Source organism: Streptomyces albus subsp. albus (assembly GCF_000725885.1).
In the GTDB taxonomy this organism is placed as follows: domain Bacteria; phylum Actinomycetota; class Actinomycetes; order Streptomycetales; family Streptomycetaceae; genus Streptomyces; species Streptomyces albus.
In genome coordinates, this window is record NZ_JODR01000005.1 from 1 (window position 1) to 26,346 (window position 26,346).

Here is a 26,346-nt window from a genome sequence, read left to right on the forward strand (position 1 = left end):
TCCGGCCGCGCGGCGGACTGTTGCCCGGTCTCCTCGCGACCTGGCACCCACCCTGGGAACCGGCTCCCCACCCCCGCAAACATGTGACCTACGACCCCGAATAGTCCGATATGCCCGATACGGGAAGCCGCCCCACCCCCACCCCTGTTCCCGGCATACCGGACATACGAAGCGGGGTCGTATGTGACCCGTCCCCTATGGGCGCCCTCACATCCCGCCTCCCGCGCCCTCACCCACAGGACACCGGCCCCGCACCCCCTGCCACCAGTCTTCAGCCCTCAACGAACGGGCCCGCACGTGTGGGGCGGGCTGTCCGGGGAACCGTGACCTGGGAAATACCCACGGCAGGAGGCAGCGATGAACGCGACGGTCGAGCTGACCAAGGACAACTTCGACGAGATCGTCAAGGAGAACGATTTCGTCCTGATCGACTTCTGGGCCTCCTGGTGCGGTCCCTGCCGCAGCTTCGCCCCGGTCTACGAGGCCGCGGCGGAACGGCACAGCGACCTCACCTTCGCCAAGGTGGACACCGAGGCCCAGCAGGAGCTCGCCGCCGCCTTCAAGGTGCAGTCCATTCCGACGCTGGCGATCATCCGGGACCGCACCCTCCTGTTCGCACAGCCGGGAGCGCTTCCGGAGGCCGCGCTGGAGGACCTCATCGGCCAGGCCCGTGCTCTGGACATGGACGAGGTCCGGCGGGCCGCCGCACAGGCGCAGCAGCAGGGCGCCTCCCAGGGCGGCGGGCAGGAGGGTGCGCCGGGCAGCGCCTGACGCCACGGGTCCGCAGCGGACCGGTACGTCCGTGGTGGACCCGGTGCATGGAGTCAGGGAGTACGTGCGCACCGGCAAAGACCGCCGTGCCGGCCACCGCGCACCGGACACACCGCCGCACCGCCGGAGAGGCGCCGCGCCGGTGACGTCCTGGACGGGAGGTGCCGGTCTCTTCCGGGACGGGGACCGGCCGAGAGGGACAGGGGAGGGGCAGTATCGCGATGAGCGAGGCGACGACGGCCGGGCCGGGGGTGGTGTCCGGCGCCACCTCGGGTCGGCAGCAGGACGGTGAGACGAGGACCACTGTCTGGGTGGCGCTGGGGGCCAATCTCCTCATCGCCGTCGCGAAGCTCGTCGGCGGGCTCTTCGCCGGCTCGCCCGCGCTGCTGTCGGAGGCCGCGCACTCGGTGGCCGACAGCCTCAACGAGGTGTTCCTCCTCGCCTCCCTCAAGCGCAGCCGCAAACCGGCGGACAGCGCGCACCCGTTCGGTTACGGCAAGGAGCGGTTCTTCTGGTCGCTGCTTGCCGCCGTGGGCATTTTCATCACCGGTGGCTGCTTCTCCTTCTTCCAGGGGTTCGAGGCGTTCCGCTCCGAGGGACAGGAGACACTGAGCGGCTATGTGATCGGCCTGGTGGTCCTGTTCGTCGCGCTGCTGGCCGAGGGGACCTCGCGGGCGCTGCTCCAGGTGCGGCGTCAGGCCCGGCAGGCGGGCCGGTCGGTGCGGGCCGAGATGCGGCAGAGCGAGGACCCGGCGCTGCGGACGGTGTTCGCGGAGGACAGTGCGGCCTGTCTGGGTGTGCTGCTGGCCATGGCCGGGATGGTGCTGCACATGGTGACCGGCGAGGGCTGGTACGAGGGCGTCGCCTCGCTGCTGATCGGCGGGCTGCTGGTGCACATCGCCTTCGCGCTCGGGCGCAGTGCCAAGGACCGGCTCGTCGGTGTGGCGGCCGATCCGGTGCTGCGGCGCGAGATCCTCGACTTCCTGGACGGCCAGCCGGAGATCGACGCCGTCACGGAACTGCTCACCATGCGGCTGGGCCCGGACTCCGTGCTGCTCGCGGCGCGGGTCGATCTGATGCCGGGGGTCGAGAGCGAGTTGCTGGAGGACGTCCTGGTCCGGGTGAAGCGGAACCTGGCCAGGCAGTGCCCGCACGTCGACCACGTCTTCCTGGACGTGGTCGACGCGGACCGGGAGGACCGCCGCCGGGCCCGGCGGGAGAGGAAGGCGATCGAACGCGCCGCCGAGGCCCAGGCCGCCGAGGGCCGCGGCGACGGCTGACGGCCGGCAGGCCCCGGCGGGCGCGCGGTCACTCCTGCGGCAGCAGACCCGTACGGGCCACCTGCCCGTACCAGCCCGCGCTGGACTTCGGGGTGCGCCGCTGGGTGGCGTAGTCGACGTGGACGAGACCGAAGCGCTTGTCGTATCCCCACGCCCACTCGAAGTTGTCCAGGAGCGACCACACGAAGTAGCCGCGCACGTCGGCCCCCGCCCGCAGTGCCTCGTGCACGGCGGCCAGGTGGCTGCGCAGATACGCGATCCGCTCGGGGTCGTGGAAGCGGCCGTCCTCGTCGGGGCTGTCGGGGTAGGCCGCGCCGTTCTCGGTCACGTACAGCGGGACGCCCGGAGCCTCGCGGTGGAAGCGCAGCAGCAGCTCCGTCAGCCCGCTGGGGTCGATGCTCCAGCCCATGGCGGTCTGCTCGCCGGGCTGCCGGTGGAAGGCGACCCGGTCCGCGCCCGGCCAGGGGGAGTGCGCGCTGGCGCCGTGGCCGTCCTGGCGCTCGGGTTCGGTGCCCTCGGGGGCGGCGGAGACCACGTTGGGCGTGTAGTAGTTGAGGCAGATACCGTCCAGCGGCTGCTGCGCCAGCGCGGTGTCGCCGTCCTGGACGAAGGACCAGTCGGTGACCGCCGCCGTGTCCGCCAGCAGATCCTCGTCGTAGGCGCCGCGCAGCATCGGGCCGGTGAAGACGCGGGTGGCCAGGGCGTCGATGCGGCGGGCCGCGTCCTGGTCGGCCGGACCGGCGGTGCGGGGCCGGACCGCGGCGGGGTTGAGGCTGACGGTCACCTGGGCGCTGCCGGGCAGCGCGGCGCGCAGGGCCTGGACGGCGAGGCCGTGGCCCAGGTTGAGGTGGTGGGCCGCACGCAGCGCGTCGACGGGATCGGTACGGCCGGGCGCGTGCACGCCCGAGCCGTAGCCGAGGAAGGCGCTGCACCACGGCTCGTTGAGCGTCGTCCACAGCTCGACGCGGTCGTCCAGCGCGTCGGCGACCAGCCCGGCGTACTCCGCGAACCGGTACGCCGTATCCCGTGCCGGCCAGCCGCCCGCGTCCTCCAGCTCCTGGGGCAGGTCCCAGTGGTAGAGGGTGAGGGCGGGGGTGATCCCCGCGGCGAGCAGCTCGTCGGTGAGGGAGCGGTAGAAGTCGAGTCCGCGCCGGTCGGCGGGGCCGCGGCCGGCCGGCTGGACGCGGGACCAGGAGACGGAGAAACGGTAGGAGCCCAGGCCCAGTTCGGACATCAGGGCCACGTCGTCCCGGTACCGGTGGTAGTGGTCGCAGGCGACATCACCGGTGTCGCCGCCGGCGGTCGCACCGGGCGTGTGCGAGAACGTGTCCCAGATGGACGGCGTACGGCCGTCCTCCGCCACCGCGCCCTCGATCTGGTACGCGGCGGTGGCGGCGCCCCACAGGAAGCCCGCGGGGAAGCGCAGGGCGGGGGCGCCGCCCGGCGAGGCGGCCGGCCGGGTGCGCTCTGCGAGGCGGTCCGCCTGGGCCGGGCCGGTCTCGTCGGCGGGCCGGGTCTCTTCGGTGGGCAGGGTCATAGGAGCGCTCCCATCGTTGGTGCGTGGTGGCCGGGCGCGGGTGCTCCGGCCCGGGGTCGTACCGGAATCCACCGGGTGGCGGGGTGGTGGGGCCGCGGGCGGTGGCCGGCCCCCACGCCGGTTCCGCCCGCGGCCCCTGCCCCGGGTGCGGGTCAGCCCTTGACCGCTCCCTGCATGACGCCGCCGACGATCTGCTTGCCGAACAGCGTGAAGGCGATCAGGAGCGGCAGGGTGCCCAGCAGCGCGCCCGCCATGATCACGGATTCGTCGGGGATGTAGCCGCGGCCGAGGCCGGTCAGCGCCACCTGGACGGTCGGGTTGTCCTGGGTGAGCGCGATGATCGGCCAGAAGAACTCGTTCCAGGCCAGGACGAAGGTCAGCATGCCCAGTACGGCCATCGCGGGCCGAGCCACGGGGAAGACCACGTGCCACACGATGCGCAGGCTGTGTGCGCCGTCCACCCGTGCGGCCTCGATGAGTTCGGTCGGCAGCGCGCCTGTCAGGTACTGGCGCATGAAGAACACCCCGAAGGCGTTGACCATCATCGGCAGGATGACCGCCTGGAGCTGGTTGGTCCACTCCAGCTCGGCCACCGCCATGAACAGCGGGACGACGCTCAGCTGCGGGGGCACCATCATCGTGCCGATCACCATCATCAGCAGCAGGTTCTTGGCGCGGAACCGCAGTTTGGCGAAGGCGTACCCGGCCAGCGTGGCGAACAGCACGGTGCTCAGCGTGATGCAGCCCGCCACGAAGACCGTGTTGACCAGCGCCTTGCCCATGTTCGCGTCCTGCCACGCGGTGGTCAGGTTGGCGAACAGGTTGCCGCCGAACCAGAACGGCGGCGGGGTCTCGGCCAGCCTCTGGTTGTCCCGCGAGGCGGCGATGGCCGTCCAGACCAGGGGGAAGAGCGAGCCGACCGTGAAAAGGACCAGTACGGCGTAGGCGAAGGGCCCGGCGTGCAGCTGCCGTCCCGCGCCGCCCGCCTTCCTCAGCCGTGGGCCGCGTCCCCGGCGTGCCGTGCCGGTACCGTCCGCGCGGGTGTGCCCTTCGGTCGCGTCGTCCGCTTCCGTGCCGGGCCGGCCGCCGGGGCGGCTGCCCGGGGTACGGCGCCGGAGAGTGGCCGGCATGTCCGCCCCCTTCACCGGGTCCTGCCCAGTCGTCGGGCGATCAGCCAGTTGAGCAGGCCGACCGCGATGAGGATGAGGAGCATCGCCCAGGCGATGGCGGAGGCCCTGCCGAGCTGGAAGTTGAACCAGCCCTGCTCGTACAGGTACAGCCCCAGCGTCTGGTACTGGTGGGAGCCGCCGCCGGTCTGCGAGCCGCCGAACAGCAGCGGCTCGCCGAACAGCTGGGTGGCGCCGATGGTGGAGACCACCACGGTGAACAGGATCGTCGGCCGCAGGCTGGGCACCGTCACATGCCGGAACTGCTGCCAGCGGGAGGCGCCGTCCAAGGCGGCCGACTCGTACAGGTCATGGGGGACGGCCTGCATCGCGGCGAGGTAGATCAGCGCGTTGTAGCCGGTCCACCGCCACACGACGATGGCGGAGACGGCCAGTTGCGAGGTCCAGGTCCCGTTCTCCCAGTCGACATGGTCGATGCCGACCAGGCCCAGCGCCCAGTTGATCATTCCGTAGTCGCGGCCGAAGAGCATGGCGAACACCAGCGTGGCGGCGGCGACGGAGGTCGCGTACGGGGTGAGCACGGCGACCCGGAAGAACGTCGAGCCGCGCAGCTTGTAGTTGAGCAGATGGGCCAGGCCCAGGGCCATCAGCAGCTGCGGCACGGTGGAGAGCACACCGATGGTGAAGGTGTTGCGCAGGGCGTTCCAGAAGAAGTCGTCCTCCAGCAGCCGCGAGAAGTTCTGCAACCCCACCCACTCCATGTGCGTGGGATCGTGCAGCGACACGCGGTGCAGGGAGGCCCAGCCGGTGTACAGCAGCGGGAAGAGCCCGAAGGCGGCGAAGAACAGGAAGAACGGGGCGATGAAGGCGTAGGGGCTGAAGCGTGCGTCCCAGCGGTGCCGCCGCCGGCCGCCGCGCACCTGGCGGTGTGCGCGGCCGGCGGCTCCCGCGGCGGGAGGCGCGGTGGTCGCCCGGGCCCCGGGGAGCGGATCAGTCCTCGACGACGTCATCGATCTTCTTCACCGCGGCGTTCCAGCCCTCCTCGGGCGACTTGCCCTGCTGCTCGACCTGGAGGATGCCGATGTCGGAGATGGTGGTCTTGATGATCTGGTCCTTCGGGCCCAGCGGCGTGGTGGGGATGCCCTCGGCCGCCTGGGAGAAGATCTTGCCGATGGGCGCCTTGTCGAAATAGGCGTGCTCGGCGTCCTTGACCTCGGGCAGCTTGTAGGCGGTCTGCGCGCTGGGGAAGCTGGCCTGCTTCTGGAAGAGTTTCGCCTGCTGCTCGGGCGCGGTCAGCCAGGTGGCCAGCTTGAGGGCCTCCTTCTCGTGCTTGCCGCCCTTGGGCACGGTCAGGAAGGAGCCGCCCCAGTTGGCGGGCTTGGGCGCTGCCGCCACGTCCCACTTGCCGGCGCCCTTGTCACCGGCCTTCTCCTTGATGTAGCCGAGCATCCAGGGCGGGCAGACCACGGTGGCGAAGGTGCCGTTGGCGTACGCCTGGTCCCATTCCTTGTCGAACTGCTTGAGGCGGCCGGTCATCTTGCTGTCCACGGCGCGCATCGCCAGGTCCCAGGACTCGCGGACGGCCTTGCTCTTCTTGTAGACCAGCTTGCCGTCGGCGCTGTAGTACTTGACCGGATAGCTGGCGACCGCGCCGTTGTACAGGCCGGCGGCGCCGTCCATGAACGCCGTGCCCTTCGGGGCCTTCTTCATGTACTTCTCGCCGGTTTCGACGTACTTGGACCAGTCGCCCCGCCACAGCATGCCGACCTCCTCCCGGTCGGTGGGCAAGCCAGCCTTCTCGAAGAGGTCCTTGCGGTAGCAGACCCCCATGGGGCCGATGTCGGTGCCCAGGCCGACGACCTGGCCGCCCGGTGCCTTGGCCTGGTCCCACTTCCACGTCAGCCAGTCGGACTTGTCCACTCCGCCGGCCTTGGCCATGTCGACGAACTTGTCCGCGTGCAGGCGGGAGACCTCGGCGATGTTGTCCACTTCGACGGCCTGGATGTCGCTCAGTCCGCTGTTGGCCGACAGGTGGTTGAGCAGCGCCGGGTAGTAGTCCTCGTTCCGCTCGGTCGAGTTCTCCTGGATGCGGATGCCGGGGTGGAGCTTCTCGTACTCGTCGTAGAGGCCGGCCTGCTTGTAGCCGAAGACGCCGAAGACCCCGACCGAGAGCGTCGTCTTGCCGTCGGCGCCGGCGCTGGATCCGCCGTCGTCGGCGCATCCGCTCAGCAGCCCCGCGCCCAGCACGGCCGCCAGGCCCAGCGCGAGGGGGCGGGTGCGGTGTGTCCCCCGCACGGTTCTCTTCCCTGTGGTGCCTGTCTCCCTGGTGGTGCCCATGGTGGTGCCGTCCCCTCCGAAGCCGCGGAATGCCGGAAGCCCGCCCCCTCGATGCAGTGGAAAGCAGTGGGAGCGCTCCCATTCGTGCGATGCAGCATGGGCGAGAAGCCGTGGCCCGTCAAGGGTTATGGCAGGGAAGCGCTTCCACGGGCCCGTGTAGTTGAATGAGATCCACACGCACCGCCGGTGCCGTCCCACGGCGGCGGAAGACCGCAGCCGTCGGCGCCTCAGCCGCAGAAGTTCGCCTCAGAAGGAGGACCCGTCCATGCCAGCAGCCCGCGGGGGAGGCACCGGGAAGCCGGGGCCGACCCTCGAACAGGTCGCCGCGCGCGCCGGCGTCGGCCGGGGAACGGCCTCCCGGGTCATCAACGGCTCACCCCGGGTCAGCGAGCGCACCCGCGCCGCCGTCCAGGCCGCCGTCGCCGAACTGGGCTACGTCCCCAACCGCGCCGCCCGCGCCCTGGCCGCAGGCAGCATGGACGCCATCGCCCTGGTCGTCCCCGAGCAGGAGAACAGGCTCTTCGCCGAGCCGTACTTCTCCGAGATTCTGCGCGGGGTCAGCACCGAACTCGCCGACACGGACATGCAACTGCTGTTGACCCTCATCCGTGACGAACGCGGGCGGGAGCGCTTCCGGCAGTACGCCGCCGCCCATCGGGTCGACGGGGTGCTGCTGGTGTCCGTGCACGGCGACGACCCGCTCCCCGACCTGCTGCGCGACATCGGCATGCCCGCCGTCATCAGCGGACGCCGCTCGCACGACGAGCACGTGCCCTACGTCGACTCCGACAACCTGCTGGGAGCACAGCTCGCCGTCGAACACCTCATCGGGCGCGGGCGCCGCAAGGTCGCCACCGTCACCGGCCCGCTGGACATGTACGCGGCCCGCTGCCGCCTCGACGGCTACCACGAGGCGCTGCGCGCCGCCGGCCGGCCGGACGGGCACCTGGTGGAGGAGGGCGACTTCACCGAGGAGGGCGGCCACCGGGCCATGCGGCGCCTGCTGGAGCGGGAACCCGGACTCGACGCCGTCTTCTGCGCCTCCGACGTGATGGCCGCCGGCGCCCGGATCGCGCTGCGCGAGGCCGGACGCGAGGTGCCCGACGAGGTGGCCCTGGTCGGCTTCGACGACTCGGCCGTCGCACGCCATATGGACCCGCCGCTGACCACCGTGCGCCAGCCCATCGAGGAGATGGGCCGCGCCATGGTCCGGATGCTGCTGGGTCTGATGACCGGGCGGCGGGAGCGGGCCGTCCGCGACACTGCGGGGCAACACCACCTGGTACTGCCCACGGAACTGGTCCGGCGCCGCTCCTCGTGAGAGCGCTGCTCCTCGTGAGACCGCTGCCTTTCATGAGGCCGCCGCTCCTCGTGAGGCCGCTGTTCCTTGCGAGGGCGCCGCTGCCTGGGTGAAGGCCGCCCGCCGCTCGGCCCGGGACGGGCGCTGGAGGGTCGGAGAGCGTGTGCTGCTGCGGCTCGGGACGGGCGCGGATCGGTCGGGGCCTGAAGCCCCCGTCTGGGGCCGGCGCTGGTCGGTCCGGGAGCGTCTGCCCCGCTGGCGGGACGGGCGCCGGTCGGTCTGCGGTCGCCCGCCGCTCCGCTCGGGACCGGCGCCGGTCGGTCCGCGGTCGGCTCACTGGCCGGGGCTGGCGGTGGTGTGCCGGAGGCCGCCTGCCGTACCGCACGAACCGTCACGCACAGGACGGAAGCCGTCACGCACGGGGGTGGAGGGCGGCGACCGGCCGGTGGCCACTTATGCTCGCCGGGATGCGCAACACCGTCCCCGGCAGTCCCGTACGACACTTCCTCCGCTCCTGGGCGGCACGGCTCAGCACCCCGACGCACCCGGGGCCCGACGCCCCCGCCCACCCCCGGACGCCACGCCCCCGGCTGTCGCCCCGGGCGGCGGACCTCCTGCTCACCGCTTTCGTCCTCGCGCTGTCGGTATGGCAGAGCCGCGCCAACCCCTACCTCGGGCCCGTCAGCCCCTGGGGCAACACCGTGCTCGCCGTGTGCAGCGCCCTTCCGCTGCTGGCCCGGCGCCGCTTCCCGGAGCTCGTCGTCCTGGCGGCCCTGATCGCGCAGCAGGCCCACACGGCGTCGTTCGTGGTGCCGTTCGCGTACTACGCCGAGGGCGCCTATCGCCGCGGCCCGCACGCCCGGCGCGCCGTATGGGCCACGGCCGTGGCCGGCCTGGTGGGCGCCCTGCCGTGGAACGCCGAGACCTGGTCGCATCCCAGCATGCTGGCCAACTGGTTCCTGGTGAACTTTGTGCTGGTCGTCGTCGTGCCGCTGCTGCTGGGCCTCTACACGGGCGAGCGGCGCGCGGTCGTCGAAGGGCTGGTGGAGCGCGCCGAACGCGCCGAGCGTGAACAGCGGCTCATCGCCGAGGCGGCGCGCTCCCAGGAGCGGCAGCGGATCGCCGGCGAGATGCACGATGTGGTCTCGCACCAGGTGAGCCTCATCGTCGTCCACGCCAACGCGCTGACCGCCGTGGCCCACGATCCCGGCGTGACGGCCGAGGCCGCCGCCACCATCCGCACAGCCGGGCGGCGCGCGCTGATGGAACTCCGCGAGATGGTCGGAGTGCTGCGCAGCGACGAGGCCGCCCCCGATCGGAAGCCGGCCTCCGCGGACGGGGACGCGCCCTCCGGCTCCGTCGCCGACCGCGTCACCGCGCTCGCCGACAGCTCACGCGCCGCGGGACTGCCCGTCACCGTCCACATCGCACCCACGTCCCCGCCCCGGTCGCTGCCCGAACCGGTCGAACGCGCCGCCTACCGGGTGGTGCAGGAAGCGCTCACCAACGTGCACAAGCACGCACCCGGCGCGGCCACCGACATCCGCCTCGCGGCCACCCCCGACAGTCTGCGGGTGAGCGTCCGCAACGGTCCGGCGCCGCGCACCGCGGACGCGGACCCGGACGGCAGTGGCCCGCTTCTGCCCAGCGGCGGCCACGGACTGATCGGTCTCACGGAACGCGTCCGGCTGGCCGGCGGCACCCTCGTCACCGGCCCCGGCGACACGGGAGGGTTCCAGGTGGAGGCCACCTTCCCGCTGACGCCCGCGGAGGCGTGAAACCGCTCAGTCCCCGCCGCCCCCGCCCCCGCCCCCGCAGCCTCCGGAAAAGCTGTCACCACCGGTACCGCCGCCGCCCGGGCCGTCCCCGCCCGGACCGTTCCCGTCGGGGCCGTCCTCGGCCGGACGGCGGTCGTCGGGTCCTGCCGTCCACGCCCGCCCCCGGTACGGTCCTGCCGCGCCTCGTCCCCGGCCGTTCCGGCGGTCACGGAGATTGGGCGGCGCGACGGTCAGCAGGCGTATCAGCACCGCGACCACCACGACGAGCGCCCCGAACACCAGCCACGCGACCATGAGCGTCCCCCTCGCTCTCACCGGGCACGCCCTCACCCGGACCTGCCCGCACCAGTTGGACACCTCGCGGGCCCGGACGGTTGCCCGGGCCGCCGCGAAACCGGAGCCGACGCGGCCTTCAAGGACACCGTGCCGGTGCCTCATGATCAGGGCATGCATGCCTCACCGGAGCACTCCCGTACCCGGCGCGAGCGGACGTCACCGTCCACGGCGCGCGCCCCGTTCGGCGTTCGCGAGGCCGCAGCCGCGGTCCTCACCGTCACGGTCGCCCTGTACATAGCCCTGGTCGCGTTCGGCAACATCACCGACTTCGACACCAACCGGCAGTTCGTCCGGCACGTCCTGGCCATGGACACCACCTTCCGGGACGAGGACCTGATGTGGCGGGCGGTCACCTCCCGCACCTGGCAGGACGCCGCCTACGTGGCGATCATCGTGTGGGAGACCGCAGCCGCACTCGTGCTCATCGCCGGCTGCTGGCTGTGGCTCCGCCGGGACGTACCGCGGGCGCGGCGCACCTCGGCGGCCGGGCTGCTGATGCTCCTGCTGCTCTTCGGCGCCGGGTTCATGGCCGTGGGCGGGGAGTGGTTCGCCATGTGGCAGTCCGAGAAGTGGAACGGCCTCGACGCCGCCATCCGCATCGTCGTCCTCAGCGGAGTATCGCTCCTGACGGTCCTCGCGACAGCCGACCGGCCCGGCGGCGTGGCGCACCCCGACCGGTCCGGCCCGTCCGGCCCGGGCACCCGTCCCGGCGTGGGGTGACCGACCACCGGAGCGGCCTCCCACCCCGGGCCTCCGGGCCGGGAGGCCGCTCCACGTGACCCGCCCGGGGAAGCGGCGTCCCTGCCCGGCCCCGCAGGCAGGTCACCCCTCTCTGGACCGGTCCGTGCCGCTCCGCGGGCAGCCGAACGCCGCACCGCCCCCGGTGTCCGGGGTGCCGGCCAGCCGCCAGGGAGGGGGCAGCAGCAGCCGCCAGCCGCGTGCGGTCAGCGGGGCGGTGGCGCAGTCGCCGTCGAACAGCACCCGCGTCCCGTCGGTCACCCGGAGCCCCGTCACCTCGACGCCCCGGCCCTCGAAGGGCCGGCCGCCGGTGTGCAGCCAGCGCAGCCGCAGACCGGCGGGGTAGGGCCCGGCCGGCAGCGGTGCCCGCACCCGCTGCCAGCCACGCCGGTAGTGCCCGGACAGCGCCGTCCCCGGGACGGGCTGCCAGGTGCGTCCGCCGTCCGCGCTCCACTCCGCCACGAAGCCCTCGCGTGAACCGGTGTCCACGAAGGCGCGGTAGCCGACGTACAGCCGGCCGTGCCCGCGGAGCGGACCGGTCGTCAGCGTCGCCGGCGGCCCGGCCGGCTCCTCGCTGGACCAGGTGCGTCCGCCGCCCGGCGGCCGGACCGGCACCGACCGCGCCAGCGCGGTGGCCACCGCGCGCCGCGCCGGATTGGTGGACGGCGTCTCGTCGTCGGGATGCACCCGGTTGGTCAGCAGGATCGCGAACGACCGCGAGGCGGGGTCGACGACCAGCGACGTACCGGTGAATCCGGTGTGGCCCAGCGTCCGGGGGCCGGTCAGTCCCCCCATGTACCAGCTCTGGTTCAGCTCGAAGCCCAGCCCGTGGTCGTCCCCGGCGAACCGGCTGGTGTAGTTGTGCGCCAGGAGCCGGACCCCGTGCCGGCTCAGGACCGTGTGTCCCCGGTAGGTGCCGCCGTTGAGCAGTGTCTGGGCGAACACGGCCAGGTCGTCCACCGTGGAGAAGACCCCCGCGTGCCCCGCCACGCCGCCCATCGCCCAGGCGTTCGTGTCGTGCACCGCGCCGCGCAGCAGCCCCCTGGGCGGACTGTGCTGGACGCCGGTCGCGGCGATCCTGGACCGCAGCGACGCCGGTGGGCGGTAACCGGTGTCCTTCATGCCCAGCGGTCCGGTGATCCCCTCCCGTACGAGCGCGTCGAGCCGGCGGCCCGTCACCTTCTCCACGAGCAACTGCGCGCTGAGCAGGTTCAGATCCGAGTAGCGGTACGCGGCACCCGGCGGCGACTGCGGCGCCACCCGTGCGATCGCCTGTTCGCGGGCACGCAGCCCGCCCCTGACCTGCCACAGCGGGGGTCTCGGGTCGGGCGGCAGGCCGGAGGTGTGCGTGAGCAACTGTTCGACGGTGATCCGGCCCTTGCCGTGCGCGGCGAAGGCGGGCAGATAGCGGGCGACGGGCGCGTCCAGCCGCAGCCGCCCCGCCTCGATCTGCTGCACGGCGACGACCGAGGTGAACAGCTTCGAGAGCGAGGCCAGGTCGTAGACGGTGTCGGTCCGGGCCGGGACGCGGCTGCGCGGCGGCAGCTGACGGCGCGTGGGCCCGTACCGTACGGCGTCGCCCACCGCGAACCGGGCGACGACCTCGCCGTCGTGGGCCAGCAGCGCGGTGGCCCCGGGGAACAGATAACCGGCGCCGCGCCCCGGATCGGTCCACTCGGCCAGCCGGCGGGTGAGCGCCTCGACGGGCCGCGGGTCCAGCCCCGCCTGTTCGGGCGTGGCATGGTGCAGCACCGTGTTCGCGGGGGCGAATCCCCGGTAGGGCCGGTCGAAACCGCGGGCGAAGCCCGGCAGTCCGTCCGCCGCCTCCCGGACAGTCCCGGGCCTGCGGCCCGCCTCCCCGCCGTGCGCGGCGGCCGGCGGCGCCAGCAGCGAGAGCCCGGCCAGCGTGACGAGCACGCGTGCCGCGGCGGTGACGTACGCGGAATGCCGCACCCGGACCCCCTCGACCTCGTAGGTGTCAACGACGGTGTCCCGCACCGAACGTACGCGCGTGGCCCGGCAGCCGCCCGGCTGCGACACGACGCAACGCCGGAACCCGGTCCGTGTGCGGGCACCGGAACATCCGCCGCGTGCGTCGGGGTACGCCGCCGCGTGCCGGGTACGCCGCGCGCCGGGGCATCCGCGTACCGGCCCGCCCACCGCGGCCGGTTCCTCCGCTACCCGTTCCGTCCGGCAGGGCCGTGCGTGCCGGCCTCTACGCCTCGTCGGTGCCGTCGGCCCCGCCGCGTCCGCCGGGGCCCGGGGCTTCGTGGGTGCCGTCCGTCCCGCCCGGCCGGTCGGGGCCGGGCGTGCCGCCCTGCCGGGTCTTTGCCGGTGCCGGGGCGGGACGCAGCGGGGTGCCCGCCACCGGGCACTCGTACGGGCAGGGTTCCGCCTCCGGGGCGGGCTGCCGCCGTGCGGGGGCCGCGCGGGCGGGCTCGGGGGCGCCGACGAGAACGTCGGAGCGGATGGTCGCCGCCGCGAGGAGACCGCCCGCGGCGGACAAGGCCGCGGTGATGAGCATGGCGGTGTGGAAACCGTCCGCCAGCGCTCCCGGGTCCTGGAAGTCCTTGCCGCCGATGCCCGCGAGCACCGGCAGGGCGGCGACCGCCGTCAGCTGGGCCACCCGGGAGACGGCGTTGTTGACCCCGGAGGCCACCCCTGAGTGCGTCGCCGGGGCGGCTGCCAGCGCCGTGGCCGTGACCGGCGCGACCGTGGTGGCCAGCCCCAGCCCGAAGACGAGGACGGCGGGCAGTACGAAGACGGCGTAGTCGGCGACGCCCCGCCCGGCGCCCACATCGATCCGCAGCATCAGCAGCATGCCCGCCGCCAGCAGCAGCGGACCGACCGTCAGCGGCAGGCGCGGCCCGACGCGCTGGGCGAGCGCACCGGCCCGCGAGGAGAGCGCCAGCATCAGCAGCGTCACCGGCAGCGAGGCCGCGCCCGCGGCCAGCGGGCTGTAGCCGAGCGAGGTCTGGAGGAAGACGACGAGCAGGAAGAAGACGCCGCCCAGCGCCGCGTAGACCACGAAGGTGACGGCGTTCGCGCTGAGGAACTGACCGGAGGCGAAGACGCCCGGCGGCAGTATCGGACCGGCGGCGTGCCGCTCGGTGACGGCGAAACCGGCGAGCGCGGCCAGGCCGACGCCCAGCGCGGTGGCGGTCACCCACAAGGGGGAGCCGCCGCGTGGGCCCTCGATGAGGGCGTAGGTGATCCCGGCCAGTCCGGCCGTCGCCAGGACGGCGCCCCGCAGGTCGAGCCGGCCCGTCACGTGCGGGTCGCGGCTCTCGGGCACGTGCCGGCCGGTGATCGCGATGACGACCAGCCCGATCGGCACGTTGAGGAGGAAGATCCACCGCCAGGAGAAGGCGTCGATGAGCCAGCCCCCAATGATCGGGCCCAGCGCGGACGCCACCCCGGTGAGCGCCGACCAGGTGCCGATGGCCGCGGGCCGGTCGGCCGACCGGTAGGTCGACTGGATGATGGCCAGGCTCCCGGGAGTCAGCAGCGCGGCACCGACGCCCTGCAGGGCGCGGGCGACGATGAGGATTCCGGCTGTCGGCGCCACCGCGCACAGCACCGACGGGATCATGAAACAGACGACGCCGAGCGTGAAGACGCGGCGCCGCCCGTAGCGGTCCGCCAGCGAACCGCCGAGCAGGATGAGCGCGGCGAGGGTCAGCAGGTAGCTGTCCAGCACCCACTGGAGTTCGGAGACGTCCGCGCCCACGTCGCGGCCGATCGCGGGGAGCGCCACATTGACGACGGTGGCATCGAGGAACCCCATGGCCGAGCCCAGTACGGTCGCCGCGAGCATCCAGCGTCCGGTGGGGGACCGGAAGACGATGTCTCCGGCGTCCGCGGCCGTCCTGTGCGTCTTCATCCCGCTTCGCCGCCCTTCCGCTGCTGCCGCCCCGCGTAGCCGGTCCCGCCGATCGTACGGCGCCTGCGAACGGGCGCCGGGGAAGGCGCTCAGCGGCGCCGCCGCCCGCGCCCTCCCGTCCGGCGCGCCGCCGGAACCGGGGACGGCTGCAATGGGGCGCGGACAGCCGTCCCCCGGGTCTGCGGCGACCGTCCCGGAGAACCCGTTTGCCGCCGAGGTGCGTGCGGAAAGGCCGACCGGGGGGCGGGAAGGGCCCGGACGGAAGGAGCCGCCGGCCCTGGCGGGGCCGGGCCGAACCAGCCGTCGGACGCTGGGCGGGGGCCCGGAGGAACGGGCCGTCCCGTGCCCGGCGAGACACGCGGAGGAAACGGACGGTCAAGCGCCCGGCGCGGCCGGACGGAAGGGCCCGTCGGGGGCTGGGTGAGGGCTGGGAGGGACGGGTGGTCGGGGGCTGAACGGCAGGGGCCGTCGTTCCCTGCCCGGCCGGGGGCCCGGCCGCCCTTCCTCGTGACCGGCTGCCCCGCGACGTCGAACCCTCCCCGGCGGGGGCCCGGAGGAAGGGGACCGTCACACACCGGGCGGGCCGGGACGGCCCGCCCGTCAGGCGGTGCCGCGGGCCATCGCCAGCAGGCGGTCGAGGACGGCGGCGTCGGCGCGGACACCGTCGTGGGCGTGGGTGTTGGTGATCCACGGCCGCAGCCCGCGCACCGCCGACGCCGTTTCGAGGGCCTGCTCGCGGTCGACGAACATGTCGTCGTAGTAGACGGCCGCCACCACCGGCACCTCGTTGGCGGCGAGCCGGCCGAGGTCGTACAGCGGAGGCCAGTCGGTGCGGTGTGCCAGCAGACCGGCCGTCTCCCGCAGCGGGACGAGGGCAGGGTCCTCCTCGAACTGCCAGGGGTAGATCATCTCGCCGGTGAAGCGGAGCGGCCCGGCGTCGCCGTCCGCGATGCCGGTGGCGTCGAAGGCGGGGAACTCCTCCCGGATCCGGTGTGCCGACCAGGCCGTCGGCCGCCCGCCCTGGGCGTAGATCGGCTCGTGCAGCAGCGCGTACAGGGGGCGCTCGGCGAAGGACAGCACCGCGTCGGCGCCGCGCAGGAAGGTGTCCGACAGCTCCGGTCCGCGGGGCCCGGGCACGAAGGCGGTCTCCAGCAGATAGTGGAGGCTGTCGAACTTGGCGGCGGTGCCGAAGGTGATGCCCAGCGTCTGGAAGCGGCGCACGCTCAGCCGCTCGCCGGACGGCATGCGCACATCGTTCCGCTCCAGGTGGGCTGCCACCGCGTCCGCGAGCGGCTGGTCGCCCGGGTAGCGGGCGAAATAGCGTTCGTTGTGGGCGAGCGTGCGGGCGTAGGCGGCCCGGTAGACGTCGTCGGCGTGCCCGGTGAGGGTGGGCAGCCCGCCGGTGATGAAGACCTCGGCCAGCCCTTCCGGGGCGAGGCTGAGGTAGGTCAGCGCGCAGAAGCCGCCGAAGCTCTGCCCGAGCACCGACCAGGGCCGGGCGGCGTCGCCGCCGAGGTGGGCGCGCAGGAGTTCGGCGTCGCGGACGATGGAGTCGGCGCGGAAGTGCGCCAGGTGGGCGGCGGTCGCGGCGGCGTCGGGGAAGGCGGCCAGGGTGCGGCGGTCCGCCGGGGTGCTGCGGCCGGTGCCGCGCTGGTCCATGAGGACGACGCGGTAGTCCCGCAGGGCACGCCGCAGCCAGGCGCCGGCGGCGTTGGGCCGCTCGGCCCGTCCGCCGGGCCCGCCCTGGAGCCACAGCAGCCGCGGCAGGTCCTCGTGTTCGCGGCCGGCGGCGGTCACTTCGCGGGCGAACAGCGACAGGGTGGGGCCGTGCGGGTCCGCGTGGTCGAGGGGTACGTCCAGGCTGTGGTCGACGCAGACGAGTCCGTCATGACGGTAGGTGACCGGGGCCTTCGGCCCGGCGTTCGGGTGGGTGTCCATCGCGCTGGCTCCAGGGGTGGGTGGGGGAGGGGCGGGCGCGGGGCCCGCCCCTCCCGGTGACGGTGCGGTGTGACGGCTGGGCCGGTCAGTACCCGGCGACGCCCAGCTCCGCGCAGATGCGGACCAGTTCGGGGTGGACGTAGCGGCCGTCCTTCTCGATGGCGACGCCGTCCAGGTAGATGGACGGCGCCAGCACACTGCCGTCGGTGTGTGCCGCGGCGACCCACGGCTCACCGCCGATCCACGCGCCCTTGGTGCCGATGCCCAGCTCGACGCAGCCGAAGACCCGCTCGTCCTCGACGATGCGGCCGGTGGGTGCCGGCACACCGGGGTTGAAGCCGAGCGACCAGTGCGCCACCCGGAACATGTTCGGATCGTCCCAGGACTCCATCCAGCGGCGGAAGGTCTCGGCGTCCTGGCCGCCCTCGATGGCGGTGACCACGCCGTTCTCGACCGTGCAGCGGACCGGGGAGCGCAGCAGGCCCAGCTCGTCCGGCGGCCACAGGGCACCGTCGAAGACGAGGGTGCCCTGCTGGGTCTCCTCCAGCGGGTTCCAGGAGATCTGCCCGGAGAGCATCACGGTCTCGCCCGGCTTCTCGGCGGGCTTGCCGCGCAGATTGATCGGACGGTCGCCGTTGCGTCCGGTGATGTCGGTGCCGTTCGCCGAGGTGATGCGGACCTCGTCGGCCTCCTCCAGCAGCTTGACCAGCGCCTTGCCGAGCCGCATGACGCCCTCGAAGTCGGGACGGCCGACGGTCGCGACGAGCATCTGCACGTCCATCGCGGTCAGATTCGTGTAGCGGCAGCCGTTCTTCATGGCGGCGCGGAACGCGTCGGAGTGCATGAGGTAGGAGACGGCGAACTCGATCCACACGTCCGCGTCCGCGATGGCACCGGCGACCGGCCGCGGCGGTTCCATCGAGGAGCCGGGCAGCGTCTCGTACCACACCACCACGGGGTGCGCGCGGGCGGCGGCGACGGCCTGCGCGGTCGCGTCGATGACGCGGCGGTCGCTGCTGGTGTCGCCGGTGAGCACCACGTGCTCCCCGGGCTTGACGAGCATGACCTGCTCGACCAGCTTGCGGGCCGCCAGGGCGAGTTCGAAGCCGAGGTACTCGGGGCGGGGTTCGAGACGGCTGTGCATTTCCATGGATTTTCTCCTCATGCTGTGTGCGTGGTGCGTGGACCGCCGGACGGTGCGGCGGAGCGGTGGGCCGGCGGCGGACGGGCGCGCGGCGGGCGCTGCGGGGCGGTCACTCGGCCTTGATGATCTGTGCGGAGTCCCCGAGCGAGCTGCCGGCGATGAGTCCGGCGCCGACCAGGTTGAGTTCGGCGTCGGCCTGGTCCCCGCGCAGCCGCCGGTAGAGCACGCGGACGGCGAGCGCGGCCAGCACCAGCAGACAGGCGTGCGGGGTGAGGATGAGCAGCCCGGTCGCCAGCATGACGCCCATCTGCCGCCGGGTGCCGCCCAGCAGCTGGATGAGGGCGCCGGGGACGGCCCACAGGAGCATGGTGCGCAGCGCGCCCGGGTCGCCGAGGCCGTGCCGCACGGTGTCGGCGTACACCTGGGCGACCGGCGGGATCAGCTTCTGGTGGAAGTACGACTGCCACAGCACGGCCACGACGGCCAGCGCGACGGCGAAGCCGATGAGGGCGGCGCGGAACTGTTCGCGCCGGCCCGCCCGCTCGTACGGGTCCCACGGCCGGTGGTCGCGGCGCAGCAGCCAGCCTGCCTTGAGGTCGTAGCCCATGTCGGCGAAGGCGGGGCCGGTGGCCGACACGTAGCCGACGAGGAGGGCGAGCGGTACGGAGGGGATGCCGATGACCAGCCCGAGGATGAGGAAGATCAGGGTGACGGCGAACGACGGGAACCAGCCGGACTGCATCGCCGCCAGCCCGACGATCAGCTCGTGGACGAGGGCGGCGAACGCGGCGAACAGCACCCAGCCGATCAGCGCCGGCACGCTCATCGCACCGAGCAGTCCGCCCGCCAGCGCCAGCACCACGGCGCCCGCCGTGAACAGGGCGTAGCCGCGCAGCAGGGCCCTGCGCAGCGCCGCCTCGTCGACGGTGGGGGCGGGCGCCCCGGGGCGAGCGGGCGGTGCGGAGGGCGCGGCGGCGGCAGACTGCCCGTCGCCCTCCCCGGTGCGCTCGCCGCGGCGCCGCGTCAGTACCGCCACCGCCTGCCCGAGGGCGACGAGGCCCGCGCCGATCATCACGCCGTGCGGCACATATCCGCCGCCCAGGTCGGTGCCGAACAGCTGGGGGCCGAACTCGCGCAGCCCCAGCCCGATGCCGAACATCAGCAGGGCCCAGATGTTGCCGAGGAAGGCGACGCCGGCGGCGGACAGCGGCAGTCCGCAGAAGGTGCCCGCCAGGCCGGCCAGGGTGCCGCCCGCCAGCACCGCCGCGCGCTTGCCGCCCTTGTCACCCGCCTTGATGGTCTCGGCGGCGGCCACCCCGGGCGGCCAGGCGGCCTCGGCGGGCAGCAGCCGGGAGCCGAACGACTTGTAGAGCACCCAGGCGTCGATGAGCAGGCCGAGGAAGGAACCGGCCAGCATCGGCCACACCAGGTCCTCGCGGCCGAAGACGAAGGGGACGGCCGCCGAGGTCAGCAGCGCGTTGGCGGCGGCGAACGTCGCTGCGGAGATGGCGCTCTGGGCGAGGTTCTGCCGGTGGACGGAGCGCATCCGGCGCAGCGCCGTGAGCGGGATGCGGCCGATCAGCATGGCGATGAGCGCGCCGACGACGGCGGTGTTCGCGGAGATGCCGAGTTTGGCGACCAGGTCGATGCCGATGACGGCGCCGACGACCGAGAGGACGACCAGGAGGACGAACAGGAAGGGCTCGCGCACTCTGGGGTGGGTGGCGGGTCCGGCCTGCGGCGGCGCGGCGCCGCCGTCCGTGTCCGGGGCTGCGGAAGAAGGCATGCGAGACCTCTTTGAGGGCAGGGCGGAGCCCGGCGGCGGCCGGGGACCGTCGCCGGTGGAGGGGTGGGAGCCCGGGCCCGTGCGGGGCCCGGTGCGGGTGAGGGGTGAGGGATGAGGGGTGAGGGTGCCGCCGTCAGTCGCCGAAGGCGGTGGTGGCCTCGGCGGCGCCCGTGAGTACGGCTTCGGTGATGCGGTCGGCCGCCGCGGTGACGCGGTGGCTGGGGCCGATGACGGTCAGGGACGCGGCGATGGTCCCGGCCTGGAAGACGGGCGCCGAGACGGCGGTCACGGCCTCGTCGTACTCGCCGTGGCTGATGCCGAAGCCGGTTTCCCGCAGCAGTGCGTAGCGCTCCAGCAGGGCGTCGACGGTGGTGAGGGTGGTGTCGGTGAAGCGTTGCAGTGCGGTGGCCCCGAAGATCTGGCGGACCTCGGCCTCGGGGTAGTAGGCGAAGATGGCGTGCCCGGAGGCGCCCGCGTGCCCGGGCATCAGGGCGCCCACGAGCGCGGTGTACCGGATGGGACCGGTGCCGTCCACGGCCGCTGCACAGCGGTAGCCGCCGCCGTTGGGAACGTTGAGGACGACGCTCTCACCGGTCTCGCGCAGCAGCCGGGCGAGCACGGGGCGGACCAGCGAGGGCAGGACGCCGCTGTGCTCGCCCACCCGGGCCAGGCGCCAGACGGCGGGCCCCAGCCGGTAGCGCCGGGTGGTGCTGTCGCAGGTGAGGAAGCCCCGGCCGGCGAGGGTCGTCAGCAGGCGCTGGGCGACCGCCTTGTCCCATCCGTGGTGCCGGGCGAGTTCGCTGACGCCCCACTCGGGCCGCTGCTCGGTGAAGGAGAGCAGCGCGACCAGGGCGCGGTCGGCGGACTGGAGCGCGCCGGAGGCGGGCCGTGTCCGTCCGGCCGTACCGGCCTGTGTCGATGCCTGTGGCGGACGGTCTGCCGCAGTGGCCATACGCGTCTCTCCTGCCCGTGCCGTGCTGCTCTGTCGGTGCGCTCAGCGCAACGCTGTTGCGCTGTGAGGGGAGCACTATGGGCGCAGGCCACGGGGGTGTCAAGGGTCGGACAGGAAACTTCCGGGCTTCGCTGCCGCCCGACACCACCCGGCGGGGCCGACGGGGCATCGTCGTGGCCCGTCGGTCGAACATGCGTGCGTGACGGTCCGGGTGGTACGACGCGAGGGTGACCGCCACGGCGGGTCCGATCTTGGCCCGGACCGGAACGGAAGACACCCGGCCGCCGCGTGCGGTGCGCCCGAACACGCGGCAGCCGGGGGCGGAGCTCCAGGGAGCCGGTGCCCCGCCGAAGGTACGCGGCGGGCCCCCTCAGCGCCGGTTGCCGCCCCTGTCGCCGCTGTGAGCGCTGTCGCCGCTGTCGGCGGCGAGCAGCCGTGCGCTCTCCCGCGCGGCGTCGTCGTTCGGCCGCAGGGCGCGGGAGCCGGACAGCTTGGCCGCGATGTGGTCGCCGATGGTGAGCGGCGGGTAGAGCGGCTCGCTGCCCGCCGGGACGCAGACGGGGAGCGGGCTGATGACGGCGTCATGGTTGCCGTCGTGGAAGTAGGCGGCGGAGCGGCGCCGTACCAGCCGCCCCTCCGGGTCGGCCGGCGGCAGCACCCGGTGCAGGGTGGAGCGCCAGCGGTCGTTGGTCCAACGGGCCAGCGCGTCACCGAGGTTGACCAGCAGGGCGCCCTCGGCGGGGAGCACGTCCCGCCACCTGCCCTCCAGATCGAGGATCTGGAGTCCGGGTACGCGGTCGGCCCACAGGACGGTCACGATGCCGTAGTCGGTGTGCGCGCCCATGCCCATGCGGTCGGGCTCGATCCGGGTCTCCCCGTCGGGCAGCGCGTAGTTGTTCAGCCGCAGGACGTCGACGGAGCGGTCGGTGTACGGACGGAAGAAGTCCTCGGGCAGACCGAGGGCGCACGCGAAGATGCCGGTCAGCCGCCGGGCGAGCGCCCCCGCACGGTCGAACCAGCCCTCCACGGCTTCCCGGAACCCGGGTACGCGCTGCGGGTCGGGCCACGCGTTGGCGGGGAAGTACGCGGCGGGCAGTGTGCCGTCGGGGCACGTGCTGCCGTCCACCCCCACGTTGAACGCCTCGAACAGGTCCTCGGGAGAGGAGACGCCCAGCGAGAGGCTGAGCTTCTCGGCTCTGGGCGGGGTGTAACCGCGGTTGATCTCGGGCGGCGCGCACAGTGCCTTCTTCTCGGCGAGGGGGAGTGCGAAGAAGGCGTCCATCGCTGCGGCCAGGTCCGCTTGGACCGTGTCGGGGATGCCATGGCCGGTGATCTGGAGGAAACCGGTCGTGCGGGCCGCCTCGTCCACGGCCAGGGCGAGCGCGGCGCGTTCCTCGGTGCTGCTGGCGGTCCAGCGCGAGACGTCGATGACGGGTACCTGGAACTCTTCGCGGGGCGTGGCCGGGTCGGTCATCGCGGCGCCTCCTTCCGTGCGGTGGGGGAACGGGGGAGTGCTCCGCCGGCGTGGTTGCCACAGTGGGTGCACGCTGTGAGTGTGTAAAGGCTGGGCACCGGGTTCCGGACGACCGCCCAAAACCGTGCCGTTCCGCACCGCCACCGCTCGGCGGAACCTCCAACTCGGCACGGGACACGTCGAGTTGACCAGTGCGCGGGCAGCTGACCCGCCGTCACCTCACGTCCGGACCGGATGATCCGTCCGCGGCCTCCCGCCCTCGACCGCCTCCTGGCGAGCAGTCCGCCCCGTGCCCCCCGCCCCGTGCTCCCGCGAGCGAGCGGGGCACGGGGCGGGACGCCGGACGGTCAGCCCGCGACGCGGGGCGGCACGGGTGGCACCTCCGCTGCGTCGGCGATGTCCGCGGCCGTCAGCCGGAACTGCCGGGGGTAGGCGTCCCGCCGGGTGCGGCGGGCGGGTTCGGTCGTGCGCCACATGTACAGGCACCGGCCGCACTGCAGCACCTGCCACACGCCGGGGACGGGGGAGGAGGCCACGGCCGTGACGTCCTCCCCGGCGCACCGCGGGCAGACGGTGGCGCCACCCGTGGTCGCTTCACGTCCGGAACTTGCGGATTCCATGACTAAGGGTCCTTTCTCGTCTCTTGCCCTTGCCGTGGCCGGCCCCGGAGTCAGGGGCCGGGCGGCCAGGGCGCAAGGGATCAGGGGGAGTGCCGGCCGGTCAGCGTTCGGCGAGCAGCGAGCGCAGTCGCTGCGTCCACTCCGCCGTCTCGGGCAGATCGCGGGTCGGCATACCGAAGTTGCCGCGCCGGTCGGGTGCCACGGGAGTGGTGGCGTCAATGATCATCTTGCTGGTGACTCCGGCGGGTTCGGCGGCGGGCGCCAGCCCCAGCACGGACAGGTTCGGGACGACGACCACGTCCTCCCGGGGGTTCACCTTGGACGACTGCGCCCACATCACCTGCGGCAGGTCGAACGGGTCCACGTCCTCGTCGACGAGGATGACCTGGGTGACGTAGCCGAGGCCGTGCGGCGTGGTCATGGCGCGCATACCGACCGCCTTGGCGAAGCCGCCGTACCGCTTGGCCGTGGAGATGATGACCAGCAGTCCGTGCGTGTACATCGCGTTGACCGCCCGCACCTCGGGGAACTCCGCGCGCAGCTGCTTGAGCAGCGGCACGCAGGTGTTGGGTCCGACCAGGTAGTCGCACTCCGTCCACGGCATGCCCAGGTAAAGGGACTCGAAGACGGGATCGGTGCGGTAGGAGATCCGCTCGATCCGCACCACCGGCATCCGCCGGCCGCCCGAGTAGTGGCCGGTGAACTCACCGAAGGGGCCCTCCAGTTGGCGCACCCCGGCTTCGATGACGCCCTCGATCACCACCTCGGCGCCCCACGGCACGTCCAGCCCGGTGTGCGGGGCCACGGCCAGCGGCAGCGGCGCGCCGCGCAGCGCTCCCGCCATCTCGTACTCGGACTGGTCGTAGCCCATGGGCATGCCCGCGACGATCGGTACGACGGGGTCGTTGCCCAGCGTTATCGCCACCGGCAGGTCCTCGCCCCGCTCCTCGGCCTTGCGCAGGTGCTGGGCGATGTCGTGCATCGGCACCGGCTGCAACCCCAGCCGGTCGCGGCCGACGACCTCCAGCCGGTAGGTGCCCACGTTCTGCCTGCCGAAGTCGTCGGGGGCCTCGGGGTCGCGGGAGACCACGGCGGCCTTGTCCAGGTAGAAGCCGCCGTCGCCGTCGTTGAGGCGGAAGAGCGGCAGCACCCGGAAGAGGTCCACGTCGTCGCCCGTGAGGGTGTTCTCCTGCCACGGCGCGTCCGCCCGGCGCTCGGGGGCCACGGGGAAGGCGTCCCAGCGGCGTGCGAACTCCTCCACCTGTTCCCGTGTCGAGGTTTCCTTCGGCAGCCCGAGGGCCAGGGCGTGGTTGCGCCAGGAGCCGTGCACGTTCATCACGACACGGGCGTCGGTGAAGCCCTGGATCCGGTCGAACCACAGGGCGGGCGCACCGTCCCCGATGCGGCCGGCGGCGTTCGCCGCCGCGGCCAGGTCCGGTTCGGGCAGCACCTCGTCGGTGATGCGCAGCAGTTGCCCTTCCTTCTCCAGGGTGTTCAGGAAGGACCGCAGATCGTCGTACGGCATCGATACTTCTCCTCGGAAGAACGGCGGAAGCGGGCGGTGGGGCCGCCGGTGGGGCGGCGGCCGGTCACGGCAGCGGGCCGGTACCGGAGGGCCGCGGCGACGGCGCCGAGCGGGCCGCGCGCAGCCCCGCCCAGCGGGCGGCACCGTCGGGTGCCAGCCCCAGCTGGTCGAGGATCCGCGTGGTGATGTGCTCGACGATGTCCGCGACGGTGGCGGGCCGGTTGTAGAAGGCGGGCATGGGCGGCACGATCCGCACCCCCATCCGGGCCAGCGCCAGCATGTTCTCCAGATGGATCTCGCTCAGCGGCGTCTCCCGCGGTACCAGCACCAGCGGGCGGCGCTCCTTGAGGGTCACGTCGGCGGCCCGGCCCACCAGTCCGTCCGCGTACCCGGCGCGGATTCCGGCAACCGTCTTCATCGAACAGGGGACGATCACCATGCCGTCCGTGCGGAACGAGCCGGACGAGAGCGTGGCCCCCTGGTCGTCGGGGTGGTGGACCACATCGGCCAGCTCGCCGACCTCCCGCACCGTGCGGTCGGTCTCCACCTCGACCGTGGCCCGCGCCCAGCGGCTCATCACCAGATGGGTCTCGACCTCGGGCAGCTCGGCCAGCCGCTCCAGCAGCCGCACCCCGAACGGTGCCCCGGTCGCTCCGGTCATTCCCACGATCAGTCGCACGGCCGCACGTACCCCTTTTCGGACATCGCTTATCCCTCGTCCTCACGCTAGGAGCGGCTCGTGGCAGGTCAGCGGTACGCTCGGGACACGCCATGGGGAAAATCGGACAGGATCGCGGACCTGCGGCGGCCGGCCGTACACGGGCCGGGGACGACGCACACGCCGCCCCGGGAATCACGGACGTCGCCTACCGGCCGGCGATGAGCGCGCCGCTGGGCATGGACGTGGTGGACTTCCCGGAGCTGTGGGCCCGCGGACGCCGCCGGGGCATCGATCTGACGGCTCCGCAGCGCCCGGACTTCCACCACCTCATCCACGTCCACCCCGACGCCCGGCCGCTGGCGCACACGGTCGACTTCGCCACCCACGTCGTGCCACCGGGCGGCTGGCTGTGGGTGCGCCCCCGGCAGGTGCACCAGTACACGGCCGGGCCGGACGGCGGACCGGCCGTCCCCCGCGGCCTCATGGTCATCTGGCGCCCGGGCTTCGTGGCCGACGACCCGCCCCCGCAGGCCGGCCCGCTGGTGCCGTCCGGAGCGCAGGCCCGGCTGGTCCGGCTCGCGCTCGACCACCTCGTCGCCGAGTACGACGAGGTGGGCTCGCTGCCGCTGGAGGCGCACAACAGGACGCTGCGCTCCCTGCTCTCCGTGCTGCTGCTGCGGCTGGCCCACGCCTGTCCGGCCGGTGCCGCCCCCGGCCCGCCCGACGGTCCGTTCGCCCGGTTCCGCGCCGCAGTCGAACGCGATCTCTCCCGCACCCACCGCGTCGCCGACTACGCCGCCGCGCTCGGCTACAGCACCCGCACCCTCACCCGCGCGACCCGGGCCGCCACCGGCACCACCGCCAAGAACTATCTGGACACCCGGATCCTGCTGGAGGCCAAGCGCCTCCTCGTGCACACCGACGCGGGCTCCGCCGACATCGCCCGCCGTCTCGGGTTCGGCGATCCCGGCGACTTCGGCAAGTTCTTCCGCAGGCTCGACGGGCGCACCCCGCTGGCGTTCCGCGCCCAGGCGCGGGGCACCCCCGGCCGTTGAGGGGCCGTACGGGCGAGGGGCGTTACAGCCGACCGCGGCGGGTTAGGGCTGGGGTACGCGGGAACACCCGCACCCCGGAACGGCCACCGGACGACGGAAGGAAG

At 73.4% G+C, this 26,346-nt stretch carries 21 protein-coding genes; 6 read left to right on the top strand and 15 right to left on the bottom strand.

Features of this window, described 5'->3' with window-relative positions:
- Positions 1 to 357 precede the first annotated feature (357 nt).
- Together trxA and IO40_RS0106085 are read left to right on the top strand one after the other, a co-directional pair.
- Entirely contained in the window at positions 358 to 771 is a 414-nt protein-coding gene (gene trxA / locus IO40_RS0106080) for a thioredoxin (RefSeq protein WP_016471487.1), read from the top strand.
- 221 nt (positions 772 to 992) lie between these two features.
- Positions 993 to 2,051, top strand: coding sequence for a cation diffusion facilitator family transporter (locus tag IO40_RS0106085; protein ID WP_016471488.1), 1,059 nt, complete (start codon positions 993 to 995; stop codon positions 2,049 to 2,051).
- 28 nt (positions 2,052 to 2,079) lie between these two features.
- On the opposite strand, the gene IO40_RS0106090 is transcribed toward IO40_RS0106085, so the two are convergent.
- The 4 genes from IO40_RS0106090 to IO40_RS0106105 all read right to left on the bottom strand — a co-directional run bounded on the left by IO40_RS0106090 (position 2,080) and on the right by IO40_RS0106105 (position 7,052).
- Complete coding sequence (locus tag IO40_RS0106090; RefSeq protein WP_016471489.1) at positions 2,080 to 3,588, bottom strand: GH1 family beta-glucosidase; 1,509 nt, start codon at positions 3,586 to 3,588, stop codon at positions 2,080 to 2,082.
- A gap of 152 nt (positions 3,589 to 3,740) precedes the next feature.
- Positions 3,741 to 4,718, bottom strand: a complete 978-nt coding sequence (locus tag IO40_RS0106095) for a carbohydrate ABC transporter permease (protein ID WP_016471490.1) — start codon at positions 4,716 to 4,718, stop codon at positions 3,741 to 3,743.
- A gap of 11 nt (positions 4,719 to 4,729) precedes the next feature.
- Positions 4,730 to 5,725 carry a carbohydrate ABC transporter permease gene (locus IO40_RS0106100; protein WP_016471491.1) on the bottom strand — a complete coding sequence of 332 codons (996 nt, stop codon included), beginning with the start codon at positions 5,723 to 5,725 and terminating at the stop codon, positions 4,730 to 4,732.
- Positions 5,706 to 7,052 (bottom strand): ABC transporter substrate-binding protein, encoded by a 1,347-nt coding sequence (locus tag IO40_RS0106105; RefSeq protein WP_016471492.1) that lies wholly within the window; start codon positions 7,050 to 7,052, stop codon positions 5,706 to 5,708. The genes IO40_RS0106100 and IO40_RS0106105 overlap by 20 nt, the downstream gene beginning before the upstream one ends.
- A gap of 265 nt (positions 7,053 to 7,317) precedes the next feature.
- Between IO40_RS0106105 and IO40_RS0106110 the strand changes: the two genes are divergently transcribed.
- Both IO40_RS0106110 and IO40_RS0106115 read left to right on the top strand, forming a co-directional pair.
- Complete coding sequence (locus tag IO40_RS0106110; protein ID WP_016471493.1) at positions 7,318 to 8,373, top strand: LacI family DNA-binding transcriptional regulator; 1,056 nt, start codon at positions 7,318 to 7,320, stop codon at positions 8,371 to 8,373.
- A 446-nt stretch (positions 8,374 to 8,819) separates the two neighbouring features.
- A complete protein-coding gene (locus tag IO40_RS0106115; protein ID WP_234336580.1) occupies positions 8,820 to 10,130 on the top strand; it encodes a sensor histidine kinase in 1,311 nt (436 codons plus the stop codon).
- A 6-nt stretch (positions 10,131 to 10,136) separates the two neighbouring features.
- On the opposite strand, the gene IO40_RS0106120 is transcribed toward IO40_RS0106115, so the two are convergent.
- On the bottom strand, positions 10,137 to 10,424 hold the full coding sequence (locus tag IO40_RS0106120) for a hypothetical protein (protein ID WP_016471495.1): 288 nt from the start codon (positions 10,422 to 10,424) through the stop codon (positions 10,137 to 10,139).
- A gap of 153 nt (positions 10,425 to 10,577) precedes the next feature.
- On the opposite strand from IO40_RS0106120, the gene IO40_RS0106125 reads away from it, so the two are divergent.
- Positions 10,578 to 11,186, top strand: coding sequence for a DUF2165 domain-containing protein (locus IO40_RS0106125; protein WP_031028530.1), 609 nt, complete (start codon positions 10,578 to 10,580; stop codon positions 11,184 to 11,186).
- A 102-nt stretch (positions 11,187 to 11,288) separates the two neighbouring features.
- On the opposite strand, the gene IO40_RS0106130 is transcribed toward IO40_RS0106125, so the two are convergent.
- The 10 genes from IO40_RS0106130 to IO40_RS0106175 all read right to left on the bottom strand — a co-directional run bounded on the left by IO40_RS0106130 (position 11,289) and on the right by IO40_RS0106175 (position 25,205).
- The gene (locus IO40_RS0106130) at positions 11,289 to 13,202 is read right to left on the bottom strand and encodes a serine hydrolase (RefSeq protein ID WP_031174997.1); all 1,914 of its coding nucleotides are present in this window, start codon (positions 13,200 to 13,202) and stop codon (positions 11,289 to 11,291) included.
- A gap of 217 nt (positions 13,203 to 13,419) precedes the next feature.
- Positions 13,420 to 15,087 (bottom strand): DHA2 family efflux MFS transporter permease subunit, encoded by a 1,668-nt coding sequence (locus tag IO40_RS0106135; protein ID WP_031174998.1) that lies wholly within the window; start codon positions 15,085 to 15,087, stop codon positions 13,420 to 13,422.
- A 600-nt stretch (positions 15,088 to 15,687) separates the two neighbouring features.
- Positions 15,688 to 17,025 (bottom strand): alpha/beta fold hydrolase, encoded by a 1,338-nt coding sequence (locus IO40_RS0106140; RefSeq protein ID WP_031028524.1) that lies wholly within the window; start codon positions 17,023 to 17,025, stop codon positions 15,688 to 15,690.
- Positions 17,026 to 17,110: 85 nt separating this feature from the next.
- A complete protein-coding gene (locus tag IO40_RS0106145; protein WP_016471500.1) occupies positions 17,111 to 18,175 on the bottom strand; it encodes a 2,5-dihydroxypyridine 5,6-dioxygenase NicX family protein in 1,065 nt (354 codons plus the stop codon).
- 103 nt (positions 18,176 to 18,278) lie between these two features.
- Entirely contained in the window at positions 18,279 to 19,955 is a 1,677-nt protein-coding gene (locus IO40_RS0106150; RefSeq protein WP_031174999.1) for an OPT/YSL family transporter, read from the bottom strand.
- 133 nt (positions 19,956 to 20,088) lie between these two features.
- Positions 20,089 to 20,907 carry an IclR family transcriptional regulator gene (locus tag IO40_RS0106155; RefSeq protein WP_016471502.1) on the bottom strand — a complete coding sequence of 273 codons (819 nt, stop codon included), beginning with the start codon at positions 20,905 to 20,907 and terminating at the stop codon, positions 20,089 to 20,091.
- Between the two features lie 370 nt (positions 20,908 to 21,277).
- A complete protein-coding gene (locus IO40_RS0106160; protein ID WP_016471503.1) occupies positions 21,278 to 22,381 on the bottom strand; it encodes an isopenicillin N synthase family dioxygenase in 1,104 nt (367 codons plus the stop codon).
- A gap of 347 nt (positions 22,382 to 22,728) precedes the next feature.
- Complete coding sequence (locus tag IO40_RS0106165; RefSeq protein WP_016471504.1) at positions 22,729 to 23,001, bottom strand: non-oxidative hydroxyarylic acid decarboxylases subunit D; 273 nt, start codon at positions 22,999 to 23,001, stop codon at positions 22,729 to 22,731.
- A gap of 100 nt (positions 23,002 to 23,101) precedes the next feature.
- Positions 23,102 to 24,526 (bottom strand): non-oxidative hydroxyarylic acid decarboxylases subunit C, encoded by a 1,425-nt coding sequence (locus tag IO40_RS0106170; RefSeq protein ID WP_031175000.1) that lies wholly within the window; start codon positions 24,524 to 24,526, stop codon positions 23,102 to 23,104.
- 64 nt (positions 24,527 to 24,590) lie between these two features.
- Positions 24,591 to 25,205: a non-oxidative hydroxyarylic acid decarboxylases subunit B gene (locus IO40_RS0106175; RefSeq protein WP_016471506.1), complete on the bottom strand. Its 615-nt coding sequence runs from the start codon at positions 25,203 to 25,205 to the stop codon at positions 24,591 to 24,593.
- 200 nt (positions 25,206 to 25,405) lie between these two features.
- On the opposite strand from IO40_RS0106175, the gene IO40_RS39365 reads away from it, so the two are divergent.
- The gene (locus IO40_RS39365) at positions 25,406 to 26,242 is read left to right on the top strand and encodes a helix-turn-helix domain-containing protein (protein ID WP_033229667.1); all 837 of its coding nucleotides are present in this window, start codon (positions 25,406 to 25,408) and stop codon (positions 26,240 to 26,242) included.
- Positions 26,243 to 26,346 lie beyond the last annotated feature (104 nt).